This is a genomic window from Flavobacterium sp. SLB02, assembly GCF_009664855.1.
Lineage (GTDB): Bacteria > Bacteroidota > Bacteroidia > Flavobacteriales > Flavobacteriaceae > Flavobacterium.
Map to the genome: position 1 here is coordinate 3,841,221 of NZ_CP045928.1, position 25,828 is coordinate 3,867,048.

Here is a 25,828-nt window from a genome sequence, read left to right on the forward strand (position 1 = left end):
GATTAAATTGTACTTTCCGTTAATTTTAATTCATAAAAATTTACAAAATCAACACAATTCAACATTGAATATCATAAAAAAATGAAAGAATTAAGCTATTTAAACAAATATTTCATAAAATATAAATATAGTTTCTCTTTAGGAATTTTAATCACTATAATCGCACAAATATTCTCTTTATTCACTCCTAAGCTTATTAGTAAGTCTTTAAACGCTATCGAAAAGTTTGATAAGCTGCCAGAAGCCGATCAGACATCGCAAGTAATTATTGATACTTATCGCGATGGATTAATTCATAACGTATTGCTAATCATAGCCACTACGATTGTTGCAGGTTTCCTTACTTTTTTAATGCGCCAGACTTTAATTGTAATGTCACGCCATATTGAGTTTGATTTAAAAAATGAGGTTTTCAGACAATATGAAAATCTTTCGCAAAATTTTTATAAACAAAATCGTACGGGAGATTTAATGAATCGTATTAGTGAAGATGTTTCAAAAGTACGTATGTATGTTGGTCCGGCCGTAATGTACACCATCAATACATTTATACGTTTTGCCATCGTTATTATATATATGTATAATGTTTCACCATTATTGACCTTATATACTATTTTGCCCTTACCAATTCTTTCGTATTGCATTTTTAAATTAAGTTCTGAAATCAATAAACGAAGCACCACTTTTCAGCAATATTTATCGAAAGTTTCGAGTTTCTCTCAGGAAATTTTTTCAGGAATCAGAGTAATCAAAGCAAATTCGTTAGAAAACCAACATCAGAATAATATGGTGGCTCTTGCTGATGAAAGCAAAAAGAAAAGTTTAGATTTAGCCAAAGTGCAATCGCTATTTGGTCCTTTAATGATTGCCTTAATCGGAATCAGTAATTTGGTGGTGATTTATTTTGGAGGTGTTATGTACATCAACGGGACAATTCCCAATATTGGTACGATTGCTGAGTTTATTTTATATGTAAATATGCTTACCTGGCCTGTTGCTTCATTAGGATGGGTTTCCTCTATGGTACAGGAAGCAGAAGCTTCTCAGAAACGTTTGAATGAATTTTTAAAACTGGAGCCGGAAATTAAAAATAAAAATGAGAATTCATCCGATATTCAAGGTTCGATTGCTTTCGAAAATGTGAGCTACACTTATGAAGATACAAATATCGAAGCGTTGAAAAATGTAACTTTTAGAGTAAAAAAAGGAGAAACACTGGCTATTTTAGGAAAAACAGGGTCTGGAAAATCGACTATTTTATCTCTGATTTCCCGTTTATATGATGTTACTGAAGGAAGAATCACCATTGACGGAAACGAAATCAGCACTTTGAACTTAAATGATCTGAGAAATAATATCGGAATTGTACCTCAAGATGCTTTTCTATTCTCAGACACTATTAAAAACAATATAAAATTTGGTAATCAAAACGCTACAGACGAGCAAGTAATCGAAGCGGCCAAAAATGCTGTAGTTCACGATAATATTGCAGCTTTCAACAAACAATATGATACTATTTTAGGAGAAAGAGGTATCACACTTTCGGGCGGACAAAAGCAGCGTGTATCTATTGCGCGTGCCATTATAAAAAACCCGGCCATACTGCTTTTTGATGATTGTTTATCGGCAGTAGACACCGAGACAGAAGAAACAATTTTGAATAATTTATTCGAAATCTGTAAAGATAAAACTACAATAATTGTAAGCCACAGAGTATCCTCAGCAAAGAATGCAGACAACATAATCATTTTAGAAGACGGAAGGATCATTCAACAAGGCTCTCATAATCAATTAATAAATCAGGAAGGATATTATGCATCGTTATATTTAAAACAACTTTCGGAAAAAGAATTACTTTAAATGTTGCGTAATAGATAATTTTTTATGATTTTTGAGTACTATTAATTCCAAAAATGATAGAACGTATTATGAGAGAAAATGACATGTTAGAAAAAGAAGAGATTTTTTCTAAAGTATTACGAGCAGGAAGAAGAACTTATTTCTTTGATGTGAGAGCTACTAAAGCTGATGATTATTATATCACTATTACCGAAAGCAAAAAATTTACCGAAGAAGACGGTTCTTTTCATTTTAAAAAACACAAAATCTACTTGTACAAAGAAGATTTTAGTGCTTTCGCCGAAATACTAGAAGAAATGACTTCGTATGTCTTGAACCACAAAGGCGAAGAAGTAATTTCTGAGAGACACCAAAAAGATTTTAAGAAAGAATATGGTTCTGATAAACCTGAGGGGCAAAGAACCAGTTTTACCGATATTGATTTTGACGATATTTAGTCGAAAATAACTTTTTAAAAAGTACAAGTCCAACATGTTCTGCATTTTGGACTTTTTTTATATATTAATTTATTATTTTAGAGTTTAGTTTTTTAGATTTTAGACTTCTTAAATTCACTACAACTCAACAACAACAATTCAATATCTTTAAAATGAAAAAATTAATCCTTTTACTTACTTTCTTCTTTATCTATACGACTTCTTTCTCACAGAAATTAGAATACGAAACCAAATCAAATATTCAATATCACAACGCAGCAACCAATAAGTCCGACAGTTATATTAATGAAAGATGTGTTTTGGATATTTATTATCCTAAGAACACTAAAAATTTCGCAACGATTGTCTGGTTTCACGGAGGAGGATTAACAGGCGGAAGCAAAGAAATTCCGGAAGCTTTAAAAAATAAAGGTTTTGCCATTATTGGTGTAAATTATAGATTATCGCCAAAAGCAAAAGCAGCAAAAGCAATCGACGATGCAGCCGCGGCAGTTGCCTGGGCATTTAACAATATTGCCAATTACGGGGGAGATACTTCTTTAATTTTCGTTTCCGGACATTCGGCAGGAGGTTATTTAGCTTCAATGATTGGTTTAAATAAAGAATACTTAAAGAAAGAAGGAATCGATGCCAATAAAATTGCAGGATTAATTCCGTTTAGCGGGCAATGTATTACTCATTTTGAAATTAGAAGAGAAAACGGAATTCCGGAAACAACTCCCACTATAGATGCTTTTGCACCTTTGTTTTATGTTCGCGCTGATGCTCCGCCACTTTTACTAATCACCGGAGATCGCGAATTAGAAATGCTGGGGCGATATGAAGAAAACGCTTATATGGCAAGAATGATGAAACTGGTTGGTCATAAACAAACCAAAATTTACGAACTAGACGGTTACGGCCACGGAATGACGGAACCGGCATTTCCATTACTTGTAAATGAAATCAACCGAATTGTAAAAGAAAAGAAAAAATAATCCCTAAAACAAATCCACGGCAATGGAAACACAATTATTAATATTACCCGGACTAGGAAATTCCGGTGAGAAACACTGGCAGACCTTTTGGCATAAAAAATTCGAAAACTCAATACGTTTAGTTCAGGACAATTGGGACGAACCCATTCGCGAAGAATGGCTGAAACGATTAAATGAAGAAGTATCAAAACTAGATCAGCCCACTATTTTAGTGGCACATAGTTTAGCAGTTTCATTAGTATTGCATTGGGCAAAAGAAAATAGCAATCCAAATATTGTGGGTGCTTTTTTAGTAGCTCCTGCAGATGTAGATTCACCTCAACACACACCAGAATCTGTTCGTAATTTTTCACCAATGCCAATTTACAAATTACCTTTTCCGTCGATAGTTGTGGCAAGCGAAAATGATCCTTATGCTACCTTTGAAAGAAAGCAATATTTTGCCCAACAATGGGGAAGCGATTTTGTAAATGTTGGTCAGCAAGGACACATCAACTCTGATTCTGATTTAAAATACTGGGAAGAAGGGCAATTGATATTACAGCAGTTAATTAAGAAAGTTTCTTAGTTTACAGTCTCAGTAGCGGTTTACAGTTTTGGACTGAGACTGTAAACTCAAAAAACTACCCAATCCTAAGACCGTTTTCTATTTTAAAATCAGGAGCTAATAAAATAACATCTCCCTGCTCGCCTACAGCACCAAGAACCAAACATTCGCTCATAAATTTCCCGATTTGTTTTCTTGGGAAGTTTACAACAGCTACAATTTGTCTGTTTACCAGATCTTCTTTTTGATAGCGTTTGGTAATTTGTGCCGATGATTTTCGAATACCAACTTCAGCACCAAAATCGATTGTGAGCTGATAGGCCGGTTTTCTTGCTTCGGGAAAATCATTTACTTCTATAATGGTTCCGACACGCATATCGGTTCTTTCGAATTCATTCCAGGTTAAATCCATTTTTATTTTCAATATTGTTGAATTACAAACCTATTAATTTTGTAATTATTACCACTAATTCTATAACCGTTTTTTTAGTACTACTGCTAATTTTACTCAACAAGTTATTAAGCTCAAACTAAAAAATTATAAAATGGAAAAAACCCTCCTTAACGCCGACCAATCTCTAAGAGATTTTGATTTTGATATTCAAGAACTAAATACAGACAAATACATAGAAACTGCTAAAAATGTACGCTTGTATGTAAAGGATTATGGAAAAGGAAAACCAGTAATTTTAATTCACGGCTGGCCACTTTCGAATGAAATGTGGGAATATCAGATCGATTTTTTAGTTCAGAACAATTACAGGGTTATTGCTTATGACCGTAGAGGATTTGGCAAATCATCTCAGCCTTATGATGGTTATGATTATGATACGTTAACAGATGATTTAAAAGAAATTATTGAACAGCTTCAATTAGAAAACGCAACTCTTGTAGGGTTCTCAATGGGTGGCGGCGAAGTGGTTCGCTATTTTAGTCGTTACGGCGGAAAAGGAGTTACAAAAGCAGCTTTAATCTCGTCGGTAGTTCCGTTTTTATTACAAACAAGTGATAATCCTGATGGACATCCAAAAGAAAAAAGCGAAACTACAGCAAATTCAATTAAAGAAGACAGAATTGGATTTGTAGATAATTTTGGAAAAACTTTTTTCGGAATCAATATCATCAATAAACCTCTAAGCACTCCTTTGCTGGAATACTACAGGACCCTATGTTCTTTTGCATCTCCCCGCGCAACTCTAAAATGTGCTGAATCTTTTTCATATACTGATTTTAGAGAAGAATTGGATTTTATAAAAGTTCCGACTTTAATTATTCACGGCGATGATGACAAAATTGTTCCTATTGAACTTACATCAAAAAAAGCAGCCAAAGCCATTGGTGAAAATACTTATATTGTTTATGAAGGCGCACCGCACGGATTATTCTATACAGATAAAGACAAATTAAATAATGATTTACTGAACTTTTTGAATTCGTAAATCAATACTATTGGTCAGGAATATCCAAAGAACTTTTATAAAATCTTCTTTGGATATTTTTTTTGCTCTTGTCTTCTTTCTTTTACAGAATATTAAAGTTATTTTTGAATAACTAATTTTGTATAAAAATGGCACGCACTCCTTCGAATATGTTACCTCTTGGAACAATTGCTCCGGGCTTTAAACTAAAAGACACTAATTCTAATAATGTATATTCATTTGAAGATTTAAAAGGCTCAAAAGGAACCTTAGTGGTTTTTATTTGCAATCATTGTCCCTTTGTGCTTCATGTTATTAACGAAGTTGTCATGATTGCCAATGATTATCGCGTGCAAGGACTTGGAGTTGTTGCCATCTCCAGTAATGATGTCGAAAAATATCCTCAGGATTCGCCGGAATTAATGACGGAGTTTGCTTTTCACAATAAAATAGATTTCCCCTATTTATATGATGAAAGCCAGCAAGTTGCCAAAGCTTATGATGCGGCATGTACTCCTGATTTCTATTTATTTGACGATCAGGACAGATTGTTTTACCGTGGTCAGCTCGATGATTCAAGGCCCGGAAACGGAATTCCTTTAAGCGGAACTGATCTTCGAAGCGCCATTGATGCCCTTATATACAACAGAAGTTTAAAGGAGCCGCAAAAGCCAAGTTTGGGCTGCAATATTAAATGGAAATAAACAATTATAGCTATTTCAAAAAGTTTACCTATCTTTGCAGATCAAATTAATTATTCTCATTGTGAGCACTATAAATATATTTACAGACTTTACCCTGCTGTTTTCTCTAACAAGAAAGCCGCTTACTGCTGTATTTATTAGTCATAGTAAGGCCTTTATCAATTAGGCCTCCGTCTATTTCAAAATTTCTTCTTTCAGGCGGAGGATTTATACCACGATTTAATCATTTATTTTATTTGAAAGAGTAAATTCTCTCTCAAGTAATTTTTTGGTTTTTTCAATCAAAAATTTCCAAAACATACATTATTTAAAATTTCGATTTGCATAACGCATTTTGAAATAGAAATTATGCATTTATAAGCCTGTAAAAAGAAATTAAACAAAAACACTGACATTCAAAATAAATTAATAATAAAATAAAACATAGTTATGAAACCAATACCCACTTTCTGTAAAACAGATTATCATTTTTTAAGAGAATTGATATCAAAAAGTAAAAATTCAACAAACGCCAAAGAAGCCAATCAGCTTTCGCAAGAATTAGACAGAGCTGTAATCAGTAAAGAAAGCGAACTGGATAACTCGGTTATAAGAATCAATTCTTATGTAACAATCGAAGATGTAAAAGCTAAGAAACAAATGAAAATTCAGATCGTTTTGCCATCATTTGCAGATTTAAAACAAAGTAAAATTTCAATACTCGCTCCTTTAAGTGTTGCTATTATTGGATTTAAAGAAAATGACGAAGTTGATTGGGAATTACCGGCTGGAATAAAAACACTAAAAATAGTTTCCGTTACTAATACAGCTGAAGAAAACTCTTAATTTTTTTAAACACCTCACTTGTGAAGGTGTTTTTTTATGTCCTATTTTAAATAAAAAAAACTATCCAATAAATAATTTACTGCATAGTCTTATGAATCTACAATTATAAACTTCTTACAATTGAGAGTTTATATAATTTGATATCGAAACCATTTGGGTATCATCTAACTTCGCTTTTTTCTGCATCCTTGTTAAAATTGGTTTCCACTCGTCCTGAGTAAATTTGTTTGCGTCATACAATTTATGACATCTTGCACAACTGTTTTCATACAAATTTTTGCCTTCTGCCAATTCAGGCGTTAATGCTACGGCTTTTGTTTCGGCTACCGGAGCAGCTGGTTCTGTCGTTGCAACCGAAGCTGTTTTTTGAGTTCCGCACGAAACTAAAAGCAACACTGCAGCAGCAAGGATTAAGATTTTTGATTTCATTGTTTTTCTATATTTTTAAGTAAATATAAAAAAATCCCATACGCCGTAGCCTATGGGATTATTATTTAAAACAATACTAAATTGTATGTTACTTTCTTATTTTACATCCATTAATTCAACGTCAAAAATCAAAGTTGCGTGTGGTGGGATAACTCCTCCTGCACCTGAAGCACCGTAAGCTAAATCAGACGGGATTACAAAACGAGCCTTATCACCTACTTGTAATAAAGCAATACCTTCGTCCCATCCTTCGATAACCTGTCCCTGACCTAATCTAAATTCGATTGGTTTTTTACGTGGGTAAGATGAATCAAAAACTTTTCCGTTTTCTAAAGATCCTTCGTAATGAACTGCAACAGTTTTACCAGCTTCAGCTTTTTTACCATCTCCCTTATTAATCATTTTATAACGTAAACCGCTTTCTGTTTTATCAAAACCTGCAGCCAATTGCTCCATTTTTGCTTCAGATTCTGCTTTTAAAGCTGCATCTCTTTTTAGACGGGCCCCTTTTAAACCTACAAAAGCTTCAATAGCATTAAATTTCTCTGCTTCTTCTCCAACTCTGATAATTTCAACACTTTCTAAAGCATCACCCTGAGCTACAGCATCAACGATATCCTGACCTTCGATTACATGACCAAAAACAGTGTGTTTTCCGTCTAACCAAGAAGTTGGAACGTGAGTGATGTAAAACTGAGAACCGTTACTTGCAGGTCCTGAATTTGCCATTGCCAAAACTCCCGGACGATCGTGTTTTAAACTTGGGTGAAATTCATCATCAAATTTATATCCAGGATCTCCAGTTCCAGTTCCTTTTGGGCATCCACCCTGAATCATGAAATCAGGAATTACTCTATGAAATGTTAGACCGTCATAGAACTTTTGTCCTTGAGGTTTTACCTTATTTTCCATATTTCCTTCTGCAAGAGCTACAAAATTCCCTACAGTTCCCGGTGTTAAATCGTGAGTTAGTTTTACTAAAATCGAACCTTTACTAGTGTTGAATTTAGCGTATATTCCGTTTTCCATGTTGTTATTTTTTATTTGATTGCAAATTTACAAATTAATTTTATATCAATTTGCGCTTTCTATTTTTTAGATTTTGATTTATAAGTAAGACCGTAAACTGTAAATGCTAAAGCTGATAATCCAACACACCCAATAGTTACGGCATGCCATCCGCCTAATTTCCATAATAATAATCCGTAAGCTGATCCGGCTGCTGTTCCTAAAAAGCTAAACGACATAAATACAGTATTTAACCTGTTTCTGGCTTCGGGAAGCAACGAATATACTCTGGTTTGGTTTGAGATATGAACCCCCTGGATCCCTATGTCGATAAAAACGATTCCAATGGCAATTCCGATGACGCTTTCTATTGAAAAATAAAAAACCAAAAAGCTAATTAAAATCAATAAACAACCATAACCCACAGCTACTCTGGAACCTCCTTTATCTCCCATTTTCCCCACTAAAGGCGCCGCTAAAGCTCCTGAAGCACCTACAATTCCGAATAAACCAATTGTAGCACTATTAAAACCAAAAGGTTCTCCTGAAAGCAATAAAACCATTGTAGTCCAGAATGCTCCAAACTGAGCAAAGCTAAACACATTAATCATCGTGGCTTCACGCAAAACAGGCTCTGTTTTTATAAGTGTAAAAAGAGATTTAATAAGCTGGCCGTAAGTTCCCTGAAACTGAGGTTTATTGACCGGGAATTTATTCTGAATAACAAAAAAGATCAAAAGACAAATTCCCGATGCGATATAAAACATCGATCTCCAGCCCAGAACCTGACCAATAAATCCGCTTAAAGTTCTTGATAATAGAATACCAACAAGTAATCCACTCATGATGGTTCCTACAACTTTTCCTCGTTGTTCGGGCGCACTTAACGATGCAGCCAAAGGCAAAATAAGCTGTGGTACGATCGAAGTGATTCCGATTAATAAAGAAGCTATTTGTAAAAGAAAGAAACTTTTTGCCGTTGCAGCAAGAATTAAGGCAATGACCGAGGCAAAAGTGGTAATCAGGATTTGCTTTTTTCGCTCCAGTTTATCTCCCAACGGAACCATAAAAAACAATCCGATAGCATAACCGGCCTGAGTTAGATACGTTATTGTTCCCGCGCTGGCTTCAGGAATTTTAAATTCGTTGGCAATTAATACAATTAAGGGTTGGCAGTAATACAGATTTGCAACTATAAGTCCAGTGCAAGCTGCCATAAATAAGACATTCGTTTTGGATAAATTCATTTTGCAAAAATACCAATCTAATCTTTATCAAAACTTTAAAAAATCTATAAATTTTTCAAATCTTGAAACAAATCAGAAGATTATTCCCAAGATATTATTGATTTTTAAACCCTTATGGCTGCATAAAATCTTCACGAATCGGGCTAAAAACATCTGTTAAAAGTCCGCTTTCTAAACAAACTACACCATGAATCGCATGAGGCGGAATATAAAAACTATCGCCTTCTTTTAAAGTTTGTGTAACTCCGTTGATAGTTACATCAAATTTACCGCTCGAAACATAAGTAACCTGAGTATGATAATGTTCGTGCAAAGTACCAATTCCCCCTTTTTCGAAATGGACATTCACCAACATTACTCTGTCATCATAGGCCAGGATTTTGCGTTTGATACCTTCACCTACTACTTCCCACTCTATGTCATCTCCTTTTATAAATTCTTTGCTTGTTCCGAAACTTTGCATGTCTTTCTACTTTTATTCCTACAAAAATACATTTTTAAATTATTTCAACCTAAATCAATTCTTTTAAAATAAAATCATAGCTCTTTTTAATCGCTTCAAAAGCATTGGGATTATAATTATTCTCTTGTTCCACAAAAAAATGTTTCATTCCGGATTGTTTTACCTCTTTAAAAATAGTTTTAAAGTCAATAGGCCCTGAACCTATTTCTGTATTCAAAGCAGGATTTACTTTATCCATATCTTTTACATGCCACAATTTAAAACGTCCCGGATTTTCTTTGAATAATTTAATGGGATCATTTCCTGAGCGAACCACCCAATACAAATCCAATTCAAAAGAAACTAAATCATGATCTGTTTCCTTCAATAAAATTTCATATCCCGTAATTCCGTCCTGTTTTTTAAACTCAAAATCATGATTATGATACGCTAATTTTAAACCAGCAGCTACGCACATTTTTCCGGCTTCGTTTAAACGAGCAGCAATCTTATGAAAATCATTTCTATAAGGTTCATCAACCCAGGGAACGGTTAAATATTCGTTTTTTAAAATCTGAGCAGCTTCAATCGCAGCTTTAACTTCTTCTAAATTTCCATCATATAAAAAGCTTCCTAAATTATAATGTCCGCTTGGAGTTTTTAAATGATTTGCATCTAAGATTTTTTTTAACTCAATTGGAGTCAATCCCCAAAACTGATCTTTTATAGAAAAACCATATGTTTCGACTGTTTTATATCCCGCTTTTGCGACTTTCTCTAAAGTTGATTTTACATCTTTTGGAAGTTCGTCACGCAAGGTGTATAATTGCAAACCTATTTCTTTTTTATCCATAGTAAAAGCTAATGATGGTAAAGCCAAAACTGTTGCTGCAGCCAGGCTTGTGTTTATTACAAAGTTTCTTCGTGTGATCATTTTTATTTAAAAAGATGAAAAGTAAAACTAATTAATTAATTGTTAAGATACTGAAAATTGATTTTCGTAATGATGTATAAAGTTTTTCAGATTATCACTGGTTTCTACATTTGTAATTTCCCCATTCTCATTAATTTTTCCACGAATACCAGATATTAATAATTGCGTCTCCTCTTTTAGGTTAGCTTCCAGCGTTTTCATTATTAAAATCAGTTGCTCATGTCCCATTTCACCAGAAGCAGAAGCCGTTATTAATCCGACCTTTTTACCTGAAAAAATAGTAGTAGAAACACACCATTCTAATGCATTTTTCAAACTTCCCGGCAAACTGAAAACATATTCCGGAGTACAAATGATAACTCCATCAGCTTTTGCAATTTTATTTCTAAAAGAAACAACCTCTTCAGGCAGATTTTCGGTATCCAGATCCGGATTAAAATGAGGCAATTGAGCCAAACCTTCAAATATTTCAACCTCAAATGAATCTTTAATTTGTTCTGAAATAAATTTTAAAAGTTTATAATTGCTGGAATTATTTCTGGTGCTGCCTGTTATGGCAAATATTTTTATTTTTTTCATGTCTATTTATTGAATAACCTCAAGATCTTTTTTCATCAAATCAAAACCGTCGATTAAGTTATTCTTTTTAAAGTATTTTTTTAAATTAGTTAATCTCTTTTCATTATCGTATGCTATACAGGAATTGAGTTTTCTTTGGCAAACAGAACACAATCGTATCGAATGCCTGTCGGTTTCATCCATACTATTGGTACCATTCATGACGCAATTTGCATTGATACAATGATGCAGCCCAAACATATGTCCTATTTCGTGGGAACTTATTTTAAGTAATCGCGATAAGCACAGATTAAAATTTGCAGATGTTAATTCGCCATCCTGTAATCTGTAAATTGAACTCACGCCCACTTTATCGCGATAAGAAGCCAGACCAAAAACATAATTCCATTCGGCCTTAGGATACAAATCCAGTTCTGAAAGCCCCATTAAAGCAATTCTTTTTAAAGGTTTTTCATCTTTTAAAACATCATTCAAAAGATAACCGGCCAATAACTGCTCATGACCATAACTCATTCTTCTGGAAGAATTTGGAACTACATCATTAGAAATCGGGTCTAATGTTTTTGTTTTTAATTGAAAGTAAATTTCTAAATATTCATCGAGAAGCGCAATTTGTTTGTTTTGCAAAGCATTAAAATTCCCGATAGGCCGAATATAAATAATATTCGCTTCTTTTGTTGGAACGATATGTTTAGACCGGAAATACTGATCAAAAGTTTGTCCTTTCTCTTTACGGCTATACAACCAATCTCCATAAACAGGTTCACCCAATTTAACGTCATTACTTTTAATTTGTTTAAAATATGACGTCTCCACAGGAATTTCTTTTGAAGTATCATTTAAAGTATCTTTTCGGGTTTCTTTTACTTTTTCTTTACTACAGGAACAAAATAATATAACAAGGAAGAGGATTATTTTTTTCATTCCTCAAAATTATCGAAATAAGTAAAATCTTTTGTAATTAATCCGTTTTCAATTGTAAATATTGTACAAATAGGCAATTCGAATTTAGAATTATCCGGCCCTGTTCCTGTTGAAACAAATTCTACAATGATATGTTTTTCCCCCGAAGGATAAATTTGAAGTACTTTATCATGCAAATCAGGAAATATTTTATTCAATTCTGCATATTTATTTTGTATTTGTTCGCGCGATTGCCTTACAATTCCCGGTCCTAAAGAAGGATCTTTAAAATCTGCCGTTTGGGTATACATTTCTGCCATCTTTTTCCAGTCATGATCATTAAAATACTCAAAATATTGTTTGACTACTTTCTGGTTTTCTGAAATATTCATAGGTTTTGACGGATTTTGATTATTGCAGGAAATAACTAGAAAAACGACAACAATGATTATTACTTTTTTCATAATTCATCTTTAAATCATTACAAATCAACTTACAATGATTTAAATATATAAAAAAAAATAGAGATTGCAATGGCAAATTACAATCTCTAAGATAAATAAACTTGTAAATAATTATTTCACAACAAGTTCCTGAGGTGTATGCTGCTGTTTATCCTTTTTGACGAATAAATTTTCCCTTCCTTGATTTACATATATATAAGTGTAATCCCAATGATTTGGACCTGCTATTCTTGCCCCTTCTTCATTGTTTACATTCGCATAAACTTGTTCTCCATAAATAAGAATTTCACCTTGCTCAGCATTATCAATGCTTCGAATTGGTGTTGCCCAACTCTTTATTAGATTTTTTTTAGTTTCACCCACCCATTTCTCACCGGCGTTTTTTGAGGACGAGCAGGAATGCAAAATGAAAATTGCAAGTAACAGAAGTATTTTTCTTATCCTAATAATTATTTTTTAAGTAATGATTTTACAATATAATATTAGACGAAAAGAGGCTTTATAAAATTACACAAAAACATTTTTAATTCACACAACACCCATGTATTTAACTGTCTAACAAATCATTAAGCCCTAAATTATTATATTCACAATTAGTGATCTGTATTTTAATTACTTATTAAGAATTCTCATTTTCCTTATCATTAAAATTCCAAAAATTAACTTTGTATCTTTGAGGCCTAGAACTATTTTAAGAGAAAAAATGCGAATTGACATTATAACGATTTTGCCTGAATTATTAAGAAGTCCCTTTGAGGCTTCAATTATGAAACGTGCCATAGACAAAGGTTTGGTCGAAGTACACTTTCATAATTTACGTGATTATACTACAAACAAACAAAAAAGTGTCGATGATTATCCTTTTGGAGGAGGCGCCGGAATGGTAATGACAGTTCAGCCAATTGATGCCTGTATAACACATTTAAAAAACGAACGGGAATACGACGAAATTATATATATGTCCCCTGACGGCGAGACGCTAAATCAAAAAATGGCCAATACTATGTCGATGTATCAAAACATTATCATTTTATGTGGACATTATAAAGGAGTAGATCAACGCGTACGCGATCATTTTATCACCAAAGAAATTTCGATTGGAGATTACGTTTTATCCGGAGGAGAATTAGGAGCCCTGGTTTTATCTGATGCTTTAATTCGGTTAATTCCCGGTGTATTGAGTGATGAAACCTCAGCATTAACAGATAGTTTTCAGGATAATTTACTTTCAGGCCCCATATATACAAGACCTGCAGATTATAAAGGATGGAAAGTCCCTGAGGTTTTAACCAGCGGTCATTTTGCCAAAATTGACAAATGGCGTGAAGATATGGCATATGAACATACTAAGAACAGAAGACCGGATTTACTTGAAGGGCATGATTAGTTTTCAGTCGCAGTCACAGTTTTCAATGAATTTGATTGCTTGATAAAAGCTGACACTGAAAACTAAGACTAATAACCTTTTTATCAACAAGTTAAAATAATTTATAATTTACAATTTATAATTCATAATTATTTTCTACATTTGCACCCGAATTAGACTAACCTCTGGCGAGATCCGTGAATGTTGCTCTATATAAAAAAACCATAATTACAAGATATCATGGCAGATTTAATGAAATTCGTTCAAAACGAATTAGTTGCTAAAAAAGATTTCCCTGTTTTCGGAGCTGGAGATACTATCACAGTTTACTACGAAATTAAAGAGGGTGAAAAAACAAGAACTCAGTTTTTTAAAGGAGTTGTTATTCAAAGAAGAGGTTCTGGTAACACAGAAACTTTTACTATCCGTAAAATGTCTGGAGCTATTGGAGTTGAGCGTATCTTCCCAGTAAACTTACCAGCTTTACAGAAAATTGAAATCAACAAAAAAGGAGCTGTTCGTAGAGCTAGAATTTTCTACTTCAGAGAACTTACTGGTAAAAAAGCTAAGATTAAAGATAAAAGAAGATAATCATTTATCTATTTGTTATAAAAAACTCGTTTCATATCATTTGAAACGAGTTTTTTTTTACGCCTTATTTTCAAAATATCAAAACTGTAATTTTTTAATACCAAAACAATCGATTTGACAATTTAAAGACGCCGTAATAACAATCTGATAATTTCGGCATTTATCAGGAAAACTATACCGTTTTCGGACTGTTTTTATTATATTTGCTCCGCTCATTCTGAGCCGACTATACCTTTTACATTGCTGCATCCTGGCAATACGATTATAAAAAAAAAAAAAAAAATGACACAGAATTCAAAAATCTATTACACCTTAACTGATGAGGCGCCATTATTAGCGACTTATTCTTTTCTACCTATTGTTCAGGCATTTACTGCTACTGCTGGTATTGCAATTGAAACTAGAGACATCTCTTTGGCAGGTAGAATTTTATCAAATTTCCCGGAAGTTTTAACAGATGCTCAAAAAACTGGAGATGCTTTGGCGGAATTGGGTCAATTAGCGACACAACCTGAAGCGAACATCATCAAGTTACCAAACATTTCTGCATCAGTACCTCAATTAAAAGCGGCTATTGCTGAATTACAATCTCACGGTTACAAAATCCCTGATTTTCCGGAAGATCCTCAAAACGATGCTGAAAAAGAAACTAAAGCAAAATACGCTAAAGTTTTAGGCTCTGCTGTAAATCCTGTTTTACGTGAAGGTAACTCTGACCGTAGAGCTCCTAGAGCAGTTAAGAACTTTGCAAAAGCAAATCCACACTCGATGGGTGCATGGTCTGCTGATTCTAAAACTAAAGTGGCTTCAATGCCAAATGGTGACTTCTACGGAAGTGAGAAATCACTTACTGTTGCTGAAGCGAATGACGTAAAAATCGAATTGGTAGCAAAAGACGGTACAACAACTGTTCTTAAAGCAAGTACTCCTCTTAAAGCTGGTGAAATAATAGACAGTTCTGTATTGCACTTAAAAGCTTTAAAAAGCTTTGTTGCTGATGCAATCGCTGATGCAAAAAAAGAAGGTATTTTACTTTCTGTGCACTTAAAAGCTACCATGATGAAAGTTTCGGATCCAATTATCTTTGGCGCTATTGTCGAGGTATATTTTGCTGATCTTTTCAAAAAATATGCAACTTTATTTGCTGAATTAAACATTGATACAAGAAACGGTTTAGGTGATATCTATGCAAAAATTGCAGGAAGACCTGAACAAGCAGAAGTAGAAGCTGATATTACTAAAGCTATCGAAAACGGACCAGCTCTTGCAATGGTAAATTCTGATAAAGGAATTACAAACTTACACGTTCCATCTGATGTTATTGTTGATGCTTCTATGCCTGCAATGATTCGTACTTCTGGACAGATGTACAATAAAGATGGTAAACAACAAGACACTCTTGCTGTTATTCCGGATCGCGCTTATTCAGGAATTTATACCGCTACTATTGATTTCTGTAAAAAACATGGTGCTTTTGATCCTAAAACAATGGGAAGTGTTCCTAACGTAGGTTTGATGGCTCAAAAAGCGGAAGAATACGGATCTCATGATAAAACTTTCCAGATAAAAGCTGACGGAGTTGTTCGAGTAGTAGACAACAAAGGAGCAGTTTTAATGGAGCAAGATGTTGAAACTAATGACATTTTCAGAATGTGTCAGGCAAAAGATGCTCCTATTCAGGACTGGGTTAAACTGGCTGTAAACAGAGCTCGTTTATCTGATACTCCGGCTGTTTTCTGGTTAGACGAAAACAGAGCGCATGACAGAGAATTGATCACAAAAGTTCAAAAATATTTAAAAGATCACAATACAACAAATCTTGATATTCGTATTTTAAATCCAATTGCTGCTACAGAATTCACTTTAGACAGAATTATTAAAGGTTTAGATACTATCTCGGTAACAGGAAACGTTTTACGTGATTACTTAACTGACTTATTCCCAATCTTAGAATTAGGAACTTCAGCTAAAATGTTATCTATCGTTCCGTTAATGAATGGTGGTGGATTGTTCGAAACTGGTGCCGGAGGATCTGCTCCTAAACACGTTGAACAATTTACTGAAGAAGGATATTTACGTTGGGATTCATTAGGAGAATTTTTAGCTCTTGGTGCCTCTTTAGAGCATTTAGGACAAACTTTAGACAACTCTAAAGCAATTGTTTTATCTGAAACTCTTGACGAAGCTAACGACAAATTCTTAGCAAACGATAAATCTCCGGCACGTAAAGTGGGTCAGATTGATAACCGTGGTTCTCATTTCTACCTTGCTTACTACTGGGCACAAGCTTTGGCAGCTCAAAATAAAGATGCTGAATTAAAAGCAATCTTTACTCCAATTGCTGCTCAATTTGAAGCTAACGAAGCTAAAATCGATGCTGAATTAATTGGTGCACAGGGAAAACCTCAAACTCTTGGTGGTTACTATCAGCCAACTCCTGAGTTAGTAAGCAAAGCAATGCGTCCTAGTGCAACATTCAACGCAATTATTGCTGAAATAAAATAATCAATCCTAAAAGATGCATTTGTATCTTTAAGATCAATCATAAAAAAGACAACTTTAAAGGGTTGTCTTTTTTTTTGGAATTAAATTAAGAAACATTAAAGCCTTGAGAACCTGTAACAAAAAGAGAATATTCTTAACTAATGTTTAACAAACGTTCCGTAGTTATATTTAGTAAGAATTATTAACTATGTGCTTCAAATACAAGACAATGATTACAAAAAAAATTGGCCTTATTTTTATTCTCCTTATAACGACTTTAACTTCATTTTCTCAGGAAAAATTTACTTTAAGCGGAACCATTACTGACTTTAAAAACAATGAAACCCTAATTGGCGTAAATCTTTATATTCCTGCTTTAAAAATAGGAACTACTACCAATGAATACGGTTTCTATTCGCTAACTGTTCCCAAAGGCGAACATGACATCGAGATTAGTTATGTAGGTTATCAAACCATTCAAAAAACGGTTGTCTTAAATCAAAATACCAAAAACAATTTTGCAATTCATGAAGGTGGCCAAGAGCTTCAGGAAGTTGTAATAAAAGACAACAGAGGCAAAATCAATATTAAATCGCCTGAAATGAGTGCCAATAAACTCTCTATTGCCACCATAAAAAAAATGCCCGTAGTAATGGGCGAAGTCGATGTTCTTAAATCGATTTTGCTGCTTCCCGGAGTTACAAATGCCGGCGAAGGCGCTTCAGGATTTAATGTTCGGGGCGGTGGAGCAGATCAAAACTTAATTTTATTAGACGAGGCAACTATTTTTAACTCTTCTCACGTCTTTGGTTTTTTCTCTGTTTTTAATCCTGATGCCATTAAAGATTTAAAATTATACAAAGGCGGAATCCCTGCACGCTACGGCGGAAGAGCTTCATCTGTTTTGGATATTTATCAAAAAGACGGAAACAGTAAAGAATTTCATGTAAATGGAGGAATCGGATTAATTTCAAGTAGAATTCTTGCCGAGGGTCCAATTGTAAAAGACAAAGGTTCCTTCTTAATTGGCGCAAGGGCTTCGTATGCCCATTTATTTTTAAAATTGTCAGAAGATCAAAAAGACAACTCGGCTTATTTTTATGATTTAAACACAAAATTAAGTTATAAACTAAACGAGAATAACAGCTTGTATTTATCCGGTTATTTCGGTCGGGACGTTTTTAGCCTGAATAAAAGTTTTACCAATACATACGGAAACGCCACTTTAAACCTGCGTTGGAATCATTTGTATTCTGATAAATTATTTGCGAATTTATCTTTGATTTATAGTGATTACTATTATGGTTTAGACTTAGATCTTGTAGGCTTTAAATGGGATTCGGGAATCAAGAACTACAATATCAAATACGATTTCAAAAACTATATCTCAGATAAATTCAAACTGAATTACGGTGTAAACGGAATTTATTACCAATTCAATCCCGGAACGATCAAACCAAGTAACGATACATCAGGAATTAATCCGGATCAGTTAGATAGAAAATATGCTTTTGAACCCTCTGTTTATCTTGAAGCAGAAAATCAGCTTTCGAAAAAAATTACGATTTCTTACGGATTACGCTATAGTCTATTTTATCGTTTAGGAGCTTCGACAATCAATTATTATGATAATAATGAACCAGTTATTTTCAATAGTAATATGCAGATTTATGAAAAAGCAACACCTACATCGACTAAATATTTCGGTAAGAATAAAGAAATTCAGAGTTACAATAATTTAGAACCTCGATTCTCAGCTTCTTATCAATTAAACGATGATCAATCGATAAAAGCGAGTTATAACAGAATGGCGCAATATCTTCAACTAATTTCCAATACCTCATCGCCTACCCCGCTTGATGTCTGGATGCCAAGTGACAATTATATCAAACCACAAATTGCAGATCAGATAGCCTTGGGTTATTTTAGAAATATTAAGGATGGTGCATATTCTTTAGAGATTGAAACCTATTACAAAAAAATTCAAAACAGATTGGATTATATCGATGGTGCCGATTTGATTGCCAATAACGCTATAGAGCAAGTTATCCTTAACGGACGTATGCGTTCTTATGGCGTAGAATTTATGATAAAGAAAAACGAAGGTAAACTCAATGGATGGATTTCCTATACGCTATCAAAATCACAACAACAAACTCCGGGAAGAACTCCTGAAGAGACCGGAATCAATAATGGACAATGGTACAATTCTGCTTACGATAAAACACACAATTTAGCAGTTACATCGGCTTATACCTTAAACGAGAAATGGTCATTTGGCGCTAACTTTGCTTTGCAATCGGGTCAGCCTGTTTCGTATCCAAACAGTCAATACGAATATTTAGGAATTACAATCCCAAATTACGGACAAAGAAACGAAAATCGTTTGCCGGCGTATCACCATTTAGACATTTCGGCAACGCTAACACCAAGAAAAAACAAAGACAGAAACTGGAAAGGCGAATGGGTTTTTAGTATCTACAATTTATACAACCGTCATAATGCCGCGTCTATCAACTTTCGCCAAAATGTTGACACCGGAGCCAATGAAGCTGTACAAACCTCTATTTTTGGAATTGTTCCTGCTGTTAGTTATAATTTTAAATTTTAAAACAACTTTCCCTAAAAAGAAACAAAAGATATATCATGAAAAAAGCAACCTTATTAATGGCACTTTTTATTTCGATTCTCCTGGCAAGCTGTGAGGAAGTTGTCGATGTTGATCTCGACACTGCACCTCCAAAATTAGTAATCGAAGCGGCTATAAACTGGCAAAAAGGAACCACAGGAAAACAGCAAACTGTAAAATTGTCTACCACAACGGGCTATTTCGAAAACGTAATTCCAACAGTTTCAGGTGCCACCATTTTTATAAAAAACAGCAAAAACGAACAATTTAACTTTGTCGAAGTTCAAAAAACCGGACGATATGTATGTGCAAACTTTATTCCTGTAATTGACGAAAATTACACTCTAACTGTAATCAGTAACGGGAATACTTATACTGCTACTGAAACATTAAAATCAGTGGCGCCAATTACCCGAATCGAACAAAATAACGAAGGTGGTTTTACAGGAAAAGATATTGAAACCAAAGCTTTCTTTAATGACCCAGCTGATGCAGACAACTTCTATTTATTTAAATATGTTTATTCTAACAAAGTTACATCTACTTATTATGTTAGTGAGGATAAGTTTTTTCAGGGAAATGAATTTTTCAGCTCATCAGATGATGACGAATTAAAAGCAGGAGACGAAGTCGAAATGACACATTACGGGATTTCAAAACAATACTATAACTACATGAGCATATTGGTAAGCATTGCCGGAAGCAATTCTGGCGGACCTTTTCAATCCCCTCCTGCAACGGTAAAAGGAAATATCATCAATACAACTGATAAAGCCAATTATCCGCTGGGTTATTTTTCTCTTAGCGAAATCGACATAAAAAAATACAAAATTCAATAATTAATATAATGGAAGCCAGAATTGAAATTTTATCCGAAAAAAAACTAATTGGCAAACACATTGATATGTCGTTTATCGAAAACAAAACGTTTCAATTATGGAGTTCCTTCATGCCAAAACGAAAAGAAATCAAGAATTCTGTTGATTCGAATTTATATTCACTCGAAGTTTTTCCCAACGGACATTTTGACAATTTCGATCCCAGTAACAGCTTTCAAAAATGGGCGGCAGTCGAAGTTTCTGATTTTGATACGATTCCTTCAGAAATGGAAACCTTAATAATCCCAACTGGATTATATGCTGTTTTTATACATAAAGGTCCCCAAAGCGAAGGACATAAAACCTATCATTCTATTTTTGTAGAATGGCTTCCTAATTCAGCATATACAGTAGATGAAAGACCCCATTTTGCCGTAATGGGAGATCAGTATAAAAAAGAAGATCCTGATTCTAAAGAAGAAATCTGGATTCCTATAACAAGTAAAATTCAAAGCCATGCTAATTGAAACCCTAAAATCACTCTTTAACCGTGACCTCAATAAATTAAAAGCTGAAATCGAATCCTATCAGGACGAAAATAAGATTTGGGCGGTTGATAAAAACATCTCGAATTCTGCCGGAAATCTTTGTTTGCATCTGATTGGGAACATCAATACTTATATTGGAGCAGAAATTGGAAAAACAACTTATATTCGGGATCGTCCTTTAGAATTTTCATTAAAAAACATTCCCAAATCAGAGTTAATAACCAAAATAGAAGAGACTATTGTAGTGGTTAATAACACTTTTGATAGTTTAACAGAAACTGATCTTGAAGCCATTTACCCGCAAATTGTATTCGAAAAAGAAATGACAACAGGTTTCTTTTTGGTTCATCTCTCCACACACCTGGCCTATCATTTAGGACAAATCAATTACCACCGAAGGTTGCTTTAGTTTAAAGACTGCGACTGAATACTAAAAAAACTCTCAACATATGTAAAGGTTTAGAAATTAGAATTAAGCAAACTTTGCAAACAATTAATTCAAAATTTCGAGAACATGAAACATTTACTTTTTACACTATTTTCACTTTGTGCCTTTACGGCAAAAGCACAAATGTTTAAAAATCCTGAACCACTATTCGATCCAACTCCATACGGTTTTAGCCACGCCTCATCCGTTTCTACACCAGGAGAATTCGTTTATATTTCCGGGCAAAGCGGAGGATTAGGAAAAGAACATACTTTAAGCAATGATTTTAGAGAACAAACTCAGGTTGCCTTAAAAAACATTGTAACGGTTTTAGACAGCTATAATCTAAAACCGGAAAACATCATGAAAATTACCATTCTCATCGTTAATCATTCACCAGAAAAACTAAAAGTATGGAACGAAGAAATCCGCAAAGTATGGAAAAACAAATCCTTCCCTGCCAGCACCTTAATTCCCGTTCCTAAACTTGCCATCGACGGAATGCAAATCGAAGTTGACGCTATCGCTTTTAAAGCATCAAAATAGTTTTTTTTACCATTAAGGTAATTAAGTTTGGATATCTTAAACACAAACCAGTTAAAATCCTTTTAATCTTAATAATCTGTGGCAAAAAAAAATAACCATTAAGGCATTAAGTTACATTAAGCAGGAAAAACTTAACTTTCTTAATATCTTAATGGTAAAACAAAACATCACAACGATAAAAAAATCTAAAATCTAAAATCTAACCTCTAAAATCCTTTCCTTTCGTACATTTGCAGCACATTTCAAATCAAAAACTAAATGTCTTCACACCATATCGTACGCGACGACCAGGAACCCGCTTTAATTATTGCCAACGGAGCAGCATGCAACCCTGAATTATTAGGACAATTGCTCGAATGGTCGCCACTGGTTATCGTGCTGGATTCAGCCATAGAAAGAGTGATTGATTTAGGCATAAAAGTCGATGTCCTTTTAGGAGATTTCGACCGTGGTTTTGATCCTGAAATTTACAAAACATCACAATATCCTATCGAAATTATACATACTCCTGATCAGGATAAAACCGATTTAGAAAAAGCATTTGATTACCTAATGGAGAGAGAAATTCCGGCCGTAAATGTAGTTTGGGCCACCGGTAAACGTGCCGATCATACCATTACCAACCTTACCAATATCGTTCGTTACCGCAATTTGCTTAAAATTGTAATTCTCGACGATCATTCAAAAATATTTTTGTTACCCACTAAATTCGAGAAATGGTATACCGCAAAAACGCCCATTTCATTGATTCCAATTGGAGTTGTAAACGGAATTAATTCGACCAATTTATTATATCCACTAAAAGATGACACTCTCACAATTGGCTATCGAACCGGCAGCAGCAATGCTGTTCTTCAGGATGGTTTGGTCAGCATTACCCACACCGACGGTGATTTGTTGTTAATGGAATGTATGGATTAATTATTTCATTAGAATAAAAGTCTCTAAAATTTTATTTAAACACAAAGAAACATAGCTTAAAATCTATAAAAAAGTCGTTTCACTCTAGCATTAAATCACAATAGCAAAGCTATGTGAGAAAGCGAGCTTTTTTTGTATCCTAAAATAACAACAGAAAAATCTATGTTTCTATGTGTTTAAATTCGCATTTGGAATTTGTTTTTTTTTTATTGGAATTTAGATTTTAAACATTGGAATTTTAAACACACAGACACTAAGAAAGGAATGACTATCTTTGCACGGAAATTTACAAAATGAAAGCAACAGAGAATTCCGAAAAAAACAATTTACATCCTCGAAACCTTCACCGTTCCCGTTATGATTTCGAACTTCTTATCGCGAATTGTCCTGAGCTAAAAGCTTACGTTGCGATCAACATTCACGGAATAGAAACCATTGATTTCAGTAATCCATTGGCTGTAAAAGCGCTTAACAAAGCTTTATTACAAACCTATTACGACATACAAAACTGGGATATTCCTAAAAATTACCTTTGCCCGCCTATTCCGGGAAGAACCGATTATATTCATTACCTGGCTGATTTACTTGCCGAAACCAACAACGGAATCATTCCGCAAGGATCTTCAGTTTTAGGTTTGGACATAGGAACAGGCGCCAATTGCATCTACCCTATTTTAGGAAATGCGATTTACAACTGGAGTTTCGTAGGAACCGATATCGATGAGAAAGCCATAGAAAATTGCAGTAAAATTATCGAGGCAAATCCAAAATTAATCGACGCTATAAGTTTACAACAGCAAACCGAAGCCCGATTTATTTTCAAAAATATTATCACTCCTGAAGATCGTTTTACCTTCACGATGTGTAATCCGCCTTTTCATTCTTCTGCCGAAGACGCAAATCAAAGTACCGTTCGTAAAGTTTCGAACTTAACAAAGGAAAGAAAAAAAACCAATCCGGTTTTAAACTTTGGAGGCCACAATGCCGAATTATGGTGTGATGGCGGCGAAATTGGTTTTATAACCCAAATGATTTACGAAAGCGCAAAATTTGCCATGCAAACTTTGTGGTTTACCACATTAGTTTCAAAAAGAGAAAACCTCTCGAGCATTTACAAAACACTTAATAAAGTAAATGCCTCTTCGATAAAAACAATCGATATGGCTCAAGGCCAAAAAACAAGCCGCATTGTTGCCTGGACATTTTTGAGTGAAAGCCAACAAAAGGCGTGGAAGTTTTAAAATACTGACTTTAAATACAAAACGTTGACTTTATTAATTGTTTTTAGTAAATTTATTACAAAATCAATTAATAAAATTATGGCAGAATATATTGGTTATCTCGCATCATTTTTTATTGTTGGAGGTTTTTTATTAAAAAATCTTAGAGCAATCCGATTCATTAATATGTTTGGCTGCATTTGTTTTGTAATCTATGGTATTTTTTTAAATGATTATAGAGATCTTAAACAATGGCTTTTACCTGTGATCATTCCAAATGCTATTTTAGCTTTGGTACAAGTATATTATTTATCATCAAAAAAAGCATAATCTTAAAATTATGATATTTTAAAACAAAATTTTGATACATAGTTGATTTACTATAATCGTAACTTTAGTCTCAAAATTGAATTTACTATGCCAAAATTATACTTCAGATTAGCAGTATTACTGCTTTTAATGACAAGTTGCGCTTCGAGTAAAAAAGCAAAATTTGACGATTACATTTTCAAAACCAAAAGCGAAAAACAAGCTTATATTAATTCTTATGACAAAGCCTTAAAACTTTGGAACATTCCTTATACTGAAGAAAACATCACAACCACTTACGGAACCGCTCACGTTATTATGGCGGGTCCCAAAAACGGAAAAGATTTGGTTTTACTCCACGGTATGGACGCCAGCTCTACGATGTGGTATCCTAATATTAAACCTTTAGCCAAAAATCACCGCATATATGCCATCGATTTTATGATGGAACCCGGAAAATCAACATTGAGCTCAAAATCGCTTTCATCAGAAGATATCGTGATTTTGTACAATGAAATTTTTGATCATTATAAATTAAAGAAATTCGATATTGCGGGCGCTTCCCGCGGTGGCTGGATTGCTACTTTATTAGCTACTCAAAAAGGAAATTCAATCGATAAAATAGTATTATTAAGTCCGGCACAAACCTTTAAATTTATAGATAAGGTCGGTAAAACAACTTCTGCTTTAATGCTTAAATTATTCCCAAGTGAAAAAAAATTCGGAAAGACATTAAATACTTTTTCAACTCATTCCGAAAAAATTAGTCCTGTTTACAAACGACAATTTTATCTGGCCAATAAATACGCAAAATCAAATTCAAGTATGCTCAAAATGCATCCGTTTTCTGATGATGAATTAAAATCGATCAACAATCCGGTTTTGGTTTTAATTGGCGATCACGATGTCATTAATTCCGAAGAAAGTCTGGAAAGAGCAAACAAATATTTAATCAAAGGCAAAACGCAAACGATAAAAGACGCAGGACATTTTTTATCCATAGATCAGTCAAAAATTGTAAATGATGCGATGATCAACTTTTTAGAATAGCCTTAAAAAGGTGTAGTCCCTAGGGAGATATATCAGGTTGCCATATTATTTTTTACCAACATTTAATCTCTACGAGATATTCTTTTAAGGATTTCAATATTTAGAAAAAAAACAATTCGCAAAAATTCGTGAATTCGTGGCAACA

29 protein-coding genes are annotated in these 25,828 nt (G+C 33.9%); 19 read left to right on the forward strand and 10 right to left on the reverse strand.

Features of this window, described 5'->3' with window-relative positions:
* Positions 1 to 81 precede the first annotated feature (81 nt).
* The 4 genes from GIY83_RS13980 (at position 82) to GIY83_RS13995 (ending at position 3,842) form a co-directional block, all read left to right on the forward strand.
* Entirely contained in the window at positions 82 to 1,860 is a 1,779-nt protein-coding gene (locus GIY83_RS13980) for an ABC transporter ATP-binding protein (RefSeq protein WP_208681914.1), read from the forward strand.
* Between the two features lie 68 nt (positions 1,861 to 1,928).
* Positions 1,929 to 2,297 (forward strand): PUR family DNA/RNA-binding protein, encoded by a 369-nt coding sequence (locus GIY83_RS13985; RefSeq protein WP_017495419.1) that lies wholly within the window; start codon positions 1,929 to 1,931, stop codon positions 2,295 to 2,297.
* Between the two features lie 152 nt (positions 2,298 to 2,449).
* On the forward strand, positions 2,450 to 3,274 hold the full coding sequence (locus GIY83_RS13990) for an alpha/beta hydrolase (protein WP_194616432.1): 825 nt from the start codon (positions 2,450 to 2,452) through the stop codon (positions 3,272 to 3,274).
* Between the two features lie 22 nt (positions 3,275 to 3,296).
* Complete coding sequence (locus GIY83_RS13995; RefSeq protein ID WP_208681916.1) at positions 3,297 to 3,842, forward strand: alpha/beta hydrolase; 546 nt, start codon at positions 3,297 to 3,299, stop codon at positions 3,840 to 3,842.
* 55 nt (positions 3,843 to 3,897) lie between these two features.
* Here GIY83_RS13995 and GIY83_RS14000 read toward each other — a convergent pair whose 3' ends face one another.
* Positions 3,898 to 4,233, reverse strand: a complete 336-nt coding sequence (locus GIY83_RS14000) for a tRNA-binding protein (protein ID WP_194616430.1) — start codon at positions 4,231 to 4,233, stop codon at positions 3,898 to 3,900.
* A gap of 133 nt (positions 4,234 to 4,366) precedes the next feature.
* Between GIY83_RS14000 and GIY83_RS14005 the strand changes: the two genes are divergently transcribed.
* The 3 genes from GIY83_RS14005 to GIY83_RS14015 all read left to right on the forward strand — a co-directional run bounded on the left by GIY83_RS14005 (position 4,367) and on the right by GIY83_RS14015 (position 6,768).
* Positions 4,367 to 5,260, forward strand: a complete 894-nt coding sequence (locus GIY83_RS14005) for an alpha/beta fold hydrolase (protein WP_208681918.1) — start codon at positions 4,367 to 4,369, stop codon at positions 5,258 to 5,260.
* Between the two features lie 128 nt (positions 5,261 to 5,388).
* The gene (locus GIY83_RS14010) at positions 5,389 to 5,943 is read left to right on the forward strand and encodes a thioredoxin family protein (protein WP_208681920.1); all 555 of its coding nucleotides are present in this window, start codon (positions 5,389 to 5,391) and stop codon (positions 5,941 to 5,943) included.
* Positions 5,944 to 6,372: 429 nt separating this feature from the next.
* Positions 6,373 to 6,768 carry a GreA/GreB family elongation factor gene (locus GIY83_RS14015; RefSeq protein WP_208681922.1) on the forward strand — a complete coding sequence of 132 codons (396 nt, stop codon included), beginning with the start codon at positions 6,373 to 6,375 and terminating at the stop codon, positions 6,766 to 6,768.
* 114 nt (positions 6,769 to 6,882) lie between these two features.
* On the opposite strand, the gene GIY83_RS14020 is transcribed toward GIY83_RS14015, so the two are convergent.
* From GIY83_RS14020 to GIY83_RS14060, 9 genes are all read right to left on the reverse strand, one after another.
* Positions 6,883 to 7,197, reverse strand: coding sequence for a cytochrome c (locus tag GIY83_RS14020; protein ID WP_208681924.1), 315 nt, complete (start codon positions 7,195 to 7,197; stop codon positions 6,883 to 6,885).
* A gap of 96 nt (positions 7,198 to 7,293) precedes the next feature.
* A complete protein-coding gene (locus tag GIY83_RS14025; protein ID WP_194616425.1) occupies positions 7,294 to 8,226 on the reverse strand; it encodes a peptidylprolyl isomerase in 933 nt (310 codons plus the stop codon).
* 59 nt (positions 8,227 to 8,285) lie between these two features.
* Entirely contained in the window at positions 8,286 to 9,422 is a 1,137-nt protein-coding gene (locus tag GIY83_RS14030; RefSeq protein ID WP_229029107.1) for an MFS transporter, read from the reverse strand.
* A 142-nt stretch (positions 9,423 to 9,564) separates the two neighbouring features.
* On the reverse strand, positions 9,565 to 9,915 hold the full coding sequence (locus GIY83_RS14035) for a cupin domain-containing protein (protein ID WP_194616423.1): 351 nt from the start codon (positions 9,913 to 9,915) through the stop codon (positions 9,565 to 9,567).
* A gap of 49 nt (positions 9,916 to 9,964) precedes the next feature.
* Positions 9,965 to 10,828: a sugar phosphate isomerase/epimerase gene (locus GIY83_RS14040; protein ID WP_208681928.1), complete on the reverse strand. Its 864-nt coding sequence runs from the start codon at positions 10,826 to 10,828 to the stop codon at positions 9,965 to 9,967.
* A gap of 42 nt (positions 10,829 to 10,870) precedes the next feature.
* Positions 10,871 to 11,407, reverse strand: a complete 537-nt coding sequence (locus GIY83_RS14045) for an NADPH-dependent FMN reductase (protein WP_229029108.1) — start codon at positions 11,405 to 11,407, stop codon at positions 10,871 to 10,873.
* A 6-nt stretch (positions 11,408 to 11,413) separates the two neighbouring features.
* Positions 11,414 to 12,331: an archaemetzincin gene (locus GIY83_RS14050; RefSeq protein ID WP_208681930.1), complete on the reverse strand. Its 918-nt coding sequence runs from the start codon at positions 12,329 to 12,331 to the stop codon at positions 11,414 to 11,416.
* Positions 12,328 to 12,774, reverse strand: a complete 447-nt coding sequence (locus tag GIY83_RS14055; RefSeq protein WP_194616420.1) for a nuclear transport factor 2 family protein — start codon at positions 12,772 to 12,774, stop codon at positions 12,328 to 12,330. Before GIY83_RS14055 ends, GIY83_RS14050 begins: the two co-directional genes overlap by 4 nt.
* 111 nt (positions 12,775 to 12,885) lie before the next feature.
* On the reverse strand, positions 12,886 to 13,137 hold the full coding sequence (locus GIY83_RS14060; RefSeq protein WP_229029109.1) for a hypothetical protein: 252 nt from the start codon (positions 13,135 to 13,137) through the stop codon (positions 12,886 to 12,888).
* 340 nt (positions 13,138 to 13,477) lie between these two features.
* Between GIY83_RS14060 and trmD the strand changes: the two genes are divergently transcribed.
* The 12 genes from trmD (at position 13,478) to GIY83_RS14120 (ending at position 25,683) form a co-directional block, all read left to right on the forward strand.
* A complete protein-coding gene (gene trmD, locus GIY83_RS14065) occupies positions 13,478 to 14,161 on the forward strand; it encodes a tRNA (guanosine(37)-N1)-methyltransferase TrmD (RefSeq protein WP_194616419.1) in 684 nt (227 codons plus the stop codon).
* 219 nt (positions 14,162 to 14,380) lie between these two features.
* Complete coding sequence (gene rplS / locus GIY83_RS14070) at positions 14,381 to 14,731, forward strand: 50S ribosomal protein L19 (protein WP_194616418.1); 351 nt, start codon at positions 14,381 to 14,383, stop codon at positions 14,729 to 14,731.
* A 282-nt stretch (positions 14,732 to 15,013) separates the two neighbouring features.
* Positions 15,014 to 17,236 carry an NADP-dependent isocitrate dehydrogenase gene (locus GIY83_RS14075; protein WP_194616417.1) on the forward strand — a complete coding sequence of 741 codons (2,223 nt, stop codon included), beginning with the start codon at positions 15,014 to 15,016 and terminating at the stop codon, positions 17,234 to 17,236.
* A 208-nt stretch (positions 17,237 to 17,444) separates the two neighbouring features.
* Positions 17,445 to 19,826 (forward strand): TonB-dependent receptor, encoded by a 2,382-nt coding sequence (locus GIY83_RS14080; protein ID WP_208681933.1) that lies wholly within the window; start codon positions 17,445 to 17,447, stop codon positions 19,824 to 19,826.
* 35 nt (positions 19,827 to 19,861) lie between these two features.
* Positions 19,862 to 20,683 carry a DUF4249 domain-containing protein gene (locus tag GIY83_RS14085; protein ID WP_208681935.1) on the forward strand — a complete coding sequence of 274 codons (822 nt, stop codon included), beginning with the start codon at positions 19,862 to 19,864 and terminating at the stop codon, positions 20,681 to 20,683.
* Positions 20,684 to 20,691: 8 nt separating this feature from the next.
* Positions 20,692 to 21,189: a GyrI-like domain-containing protein gene (locus GIY83_RS14090; protein ID WP_208681938.1), complete on the forward strand. Its 498-nt coding sequence runs from the start codon at positions 20,692 to 20,694 to the stop codon at positions 21,187 to 21,189.
* A complete protein-coding gene (locus tag GIY83_RS14095) occupies positions 21,179 to 21,619 on the forward strand; it encodes a DinB family protein (RefSeq protein WP_194616413.1) in 441 nt (146 codons plus the stop codon). The genes GIY83_RS14090 and GIY83_RS14095 overlap by 11 nt, the downstream gene beginning before the upstream one ends.
* 105 nt (positions 21,620 to 21,724) lie before the next feature.
* A complete protein-coding gene (locus GIY83_RS14100) occupies positions 21,725 to 22,183 on the forward strand; it encodes a RidA family protein (RefSeq protein ID WP_194616412.1) in 459 nt (152 codons plus the stop codon).
* Positions 22,184 to 22,441: 258 nt separating this feature from the next.
* Positions 22,442 to 23,104, forward strand: a complete 663-nt coding sequence (locus GIY83_RS14105; RefSeq protein ID WP_208681940.1) for a thiamine diphosphokinase — start codon at positions 22,442 to 22,444, stop codon at positions 23,102 to 23,104.
* A 293-nt stretch (positions 23,105 to 23,397) separates the two neighbouring features.
* Positions 23,398 to 24,345 carry a 23S rRNA (adenine(1618)-N(6))-methyltransferase RlmF gene (gene rlmF, locus GIY83_RS14110; RefSeq protein WP_208681943.1) on the forward strand — a complete coding sequence of 316 codons (948 nt, stop codon included), beginning with the start codon at positions 23,398 to 23,400 and terminating at the stop codon, positions 24,343 to 24,345.
* Between the two features lie 78 nt (positions 24,346 to 24,423).
* Positions 24,424 to 24,654, forward strand: a complete 231-nt coding sequence (locus GIY83_RS14115) for a uroporphyrinogen decarboxylase (protein WP_194616409.1) — start codon at positions 24,424 to 24,426, stop codon at positions 24,652 to 24,654.
* A gap of 87 nt (positions 24,655 to 24,741) precedes the next feature.
* Entirely contained in the window at positions 24,742 to 25,683 is a 942-nt protein-coding gene (locus tag GIY83_RS14120) for an alpha/beta fold hydrolase (RefSeq protein ID WP_208681945.1), read from the forward strand.
* Positions 25,684 to 25,828: the final 145 nt, after the last annotated feature.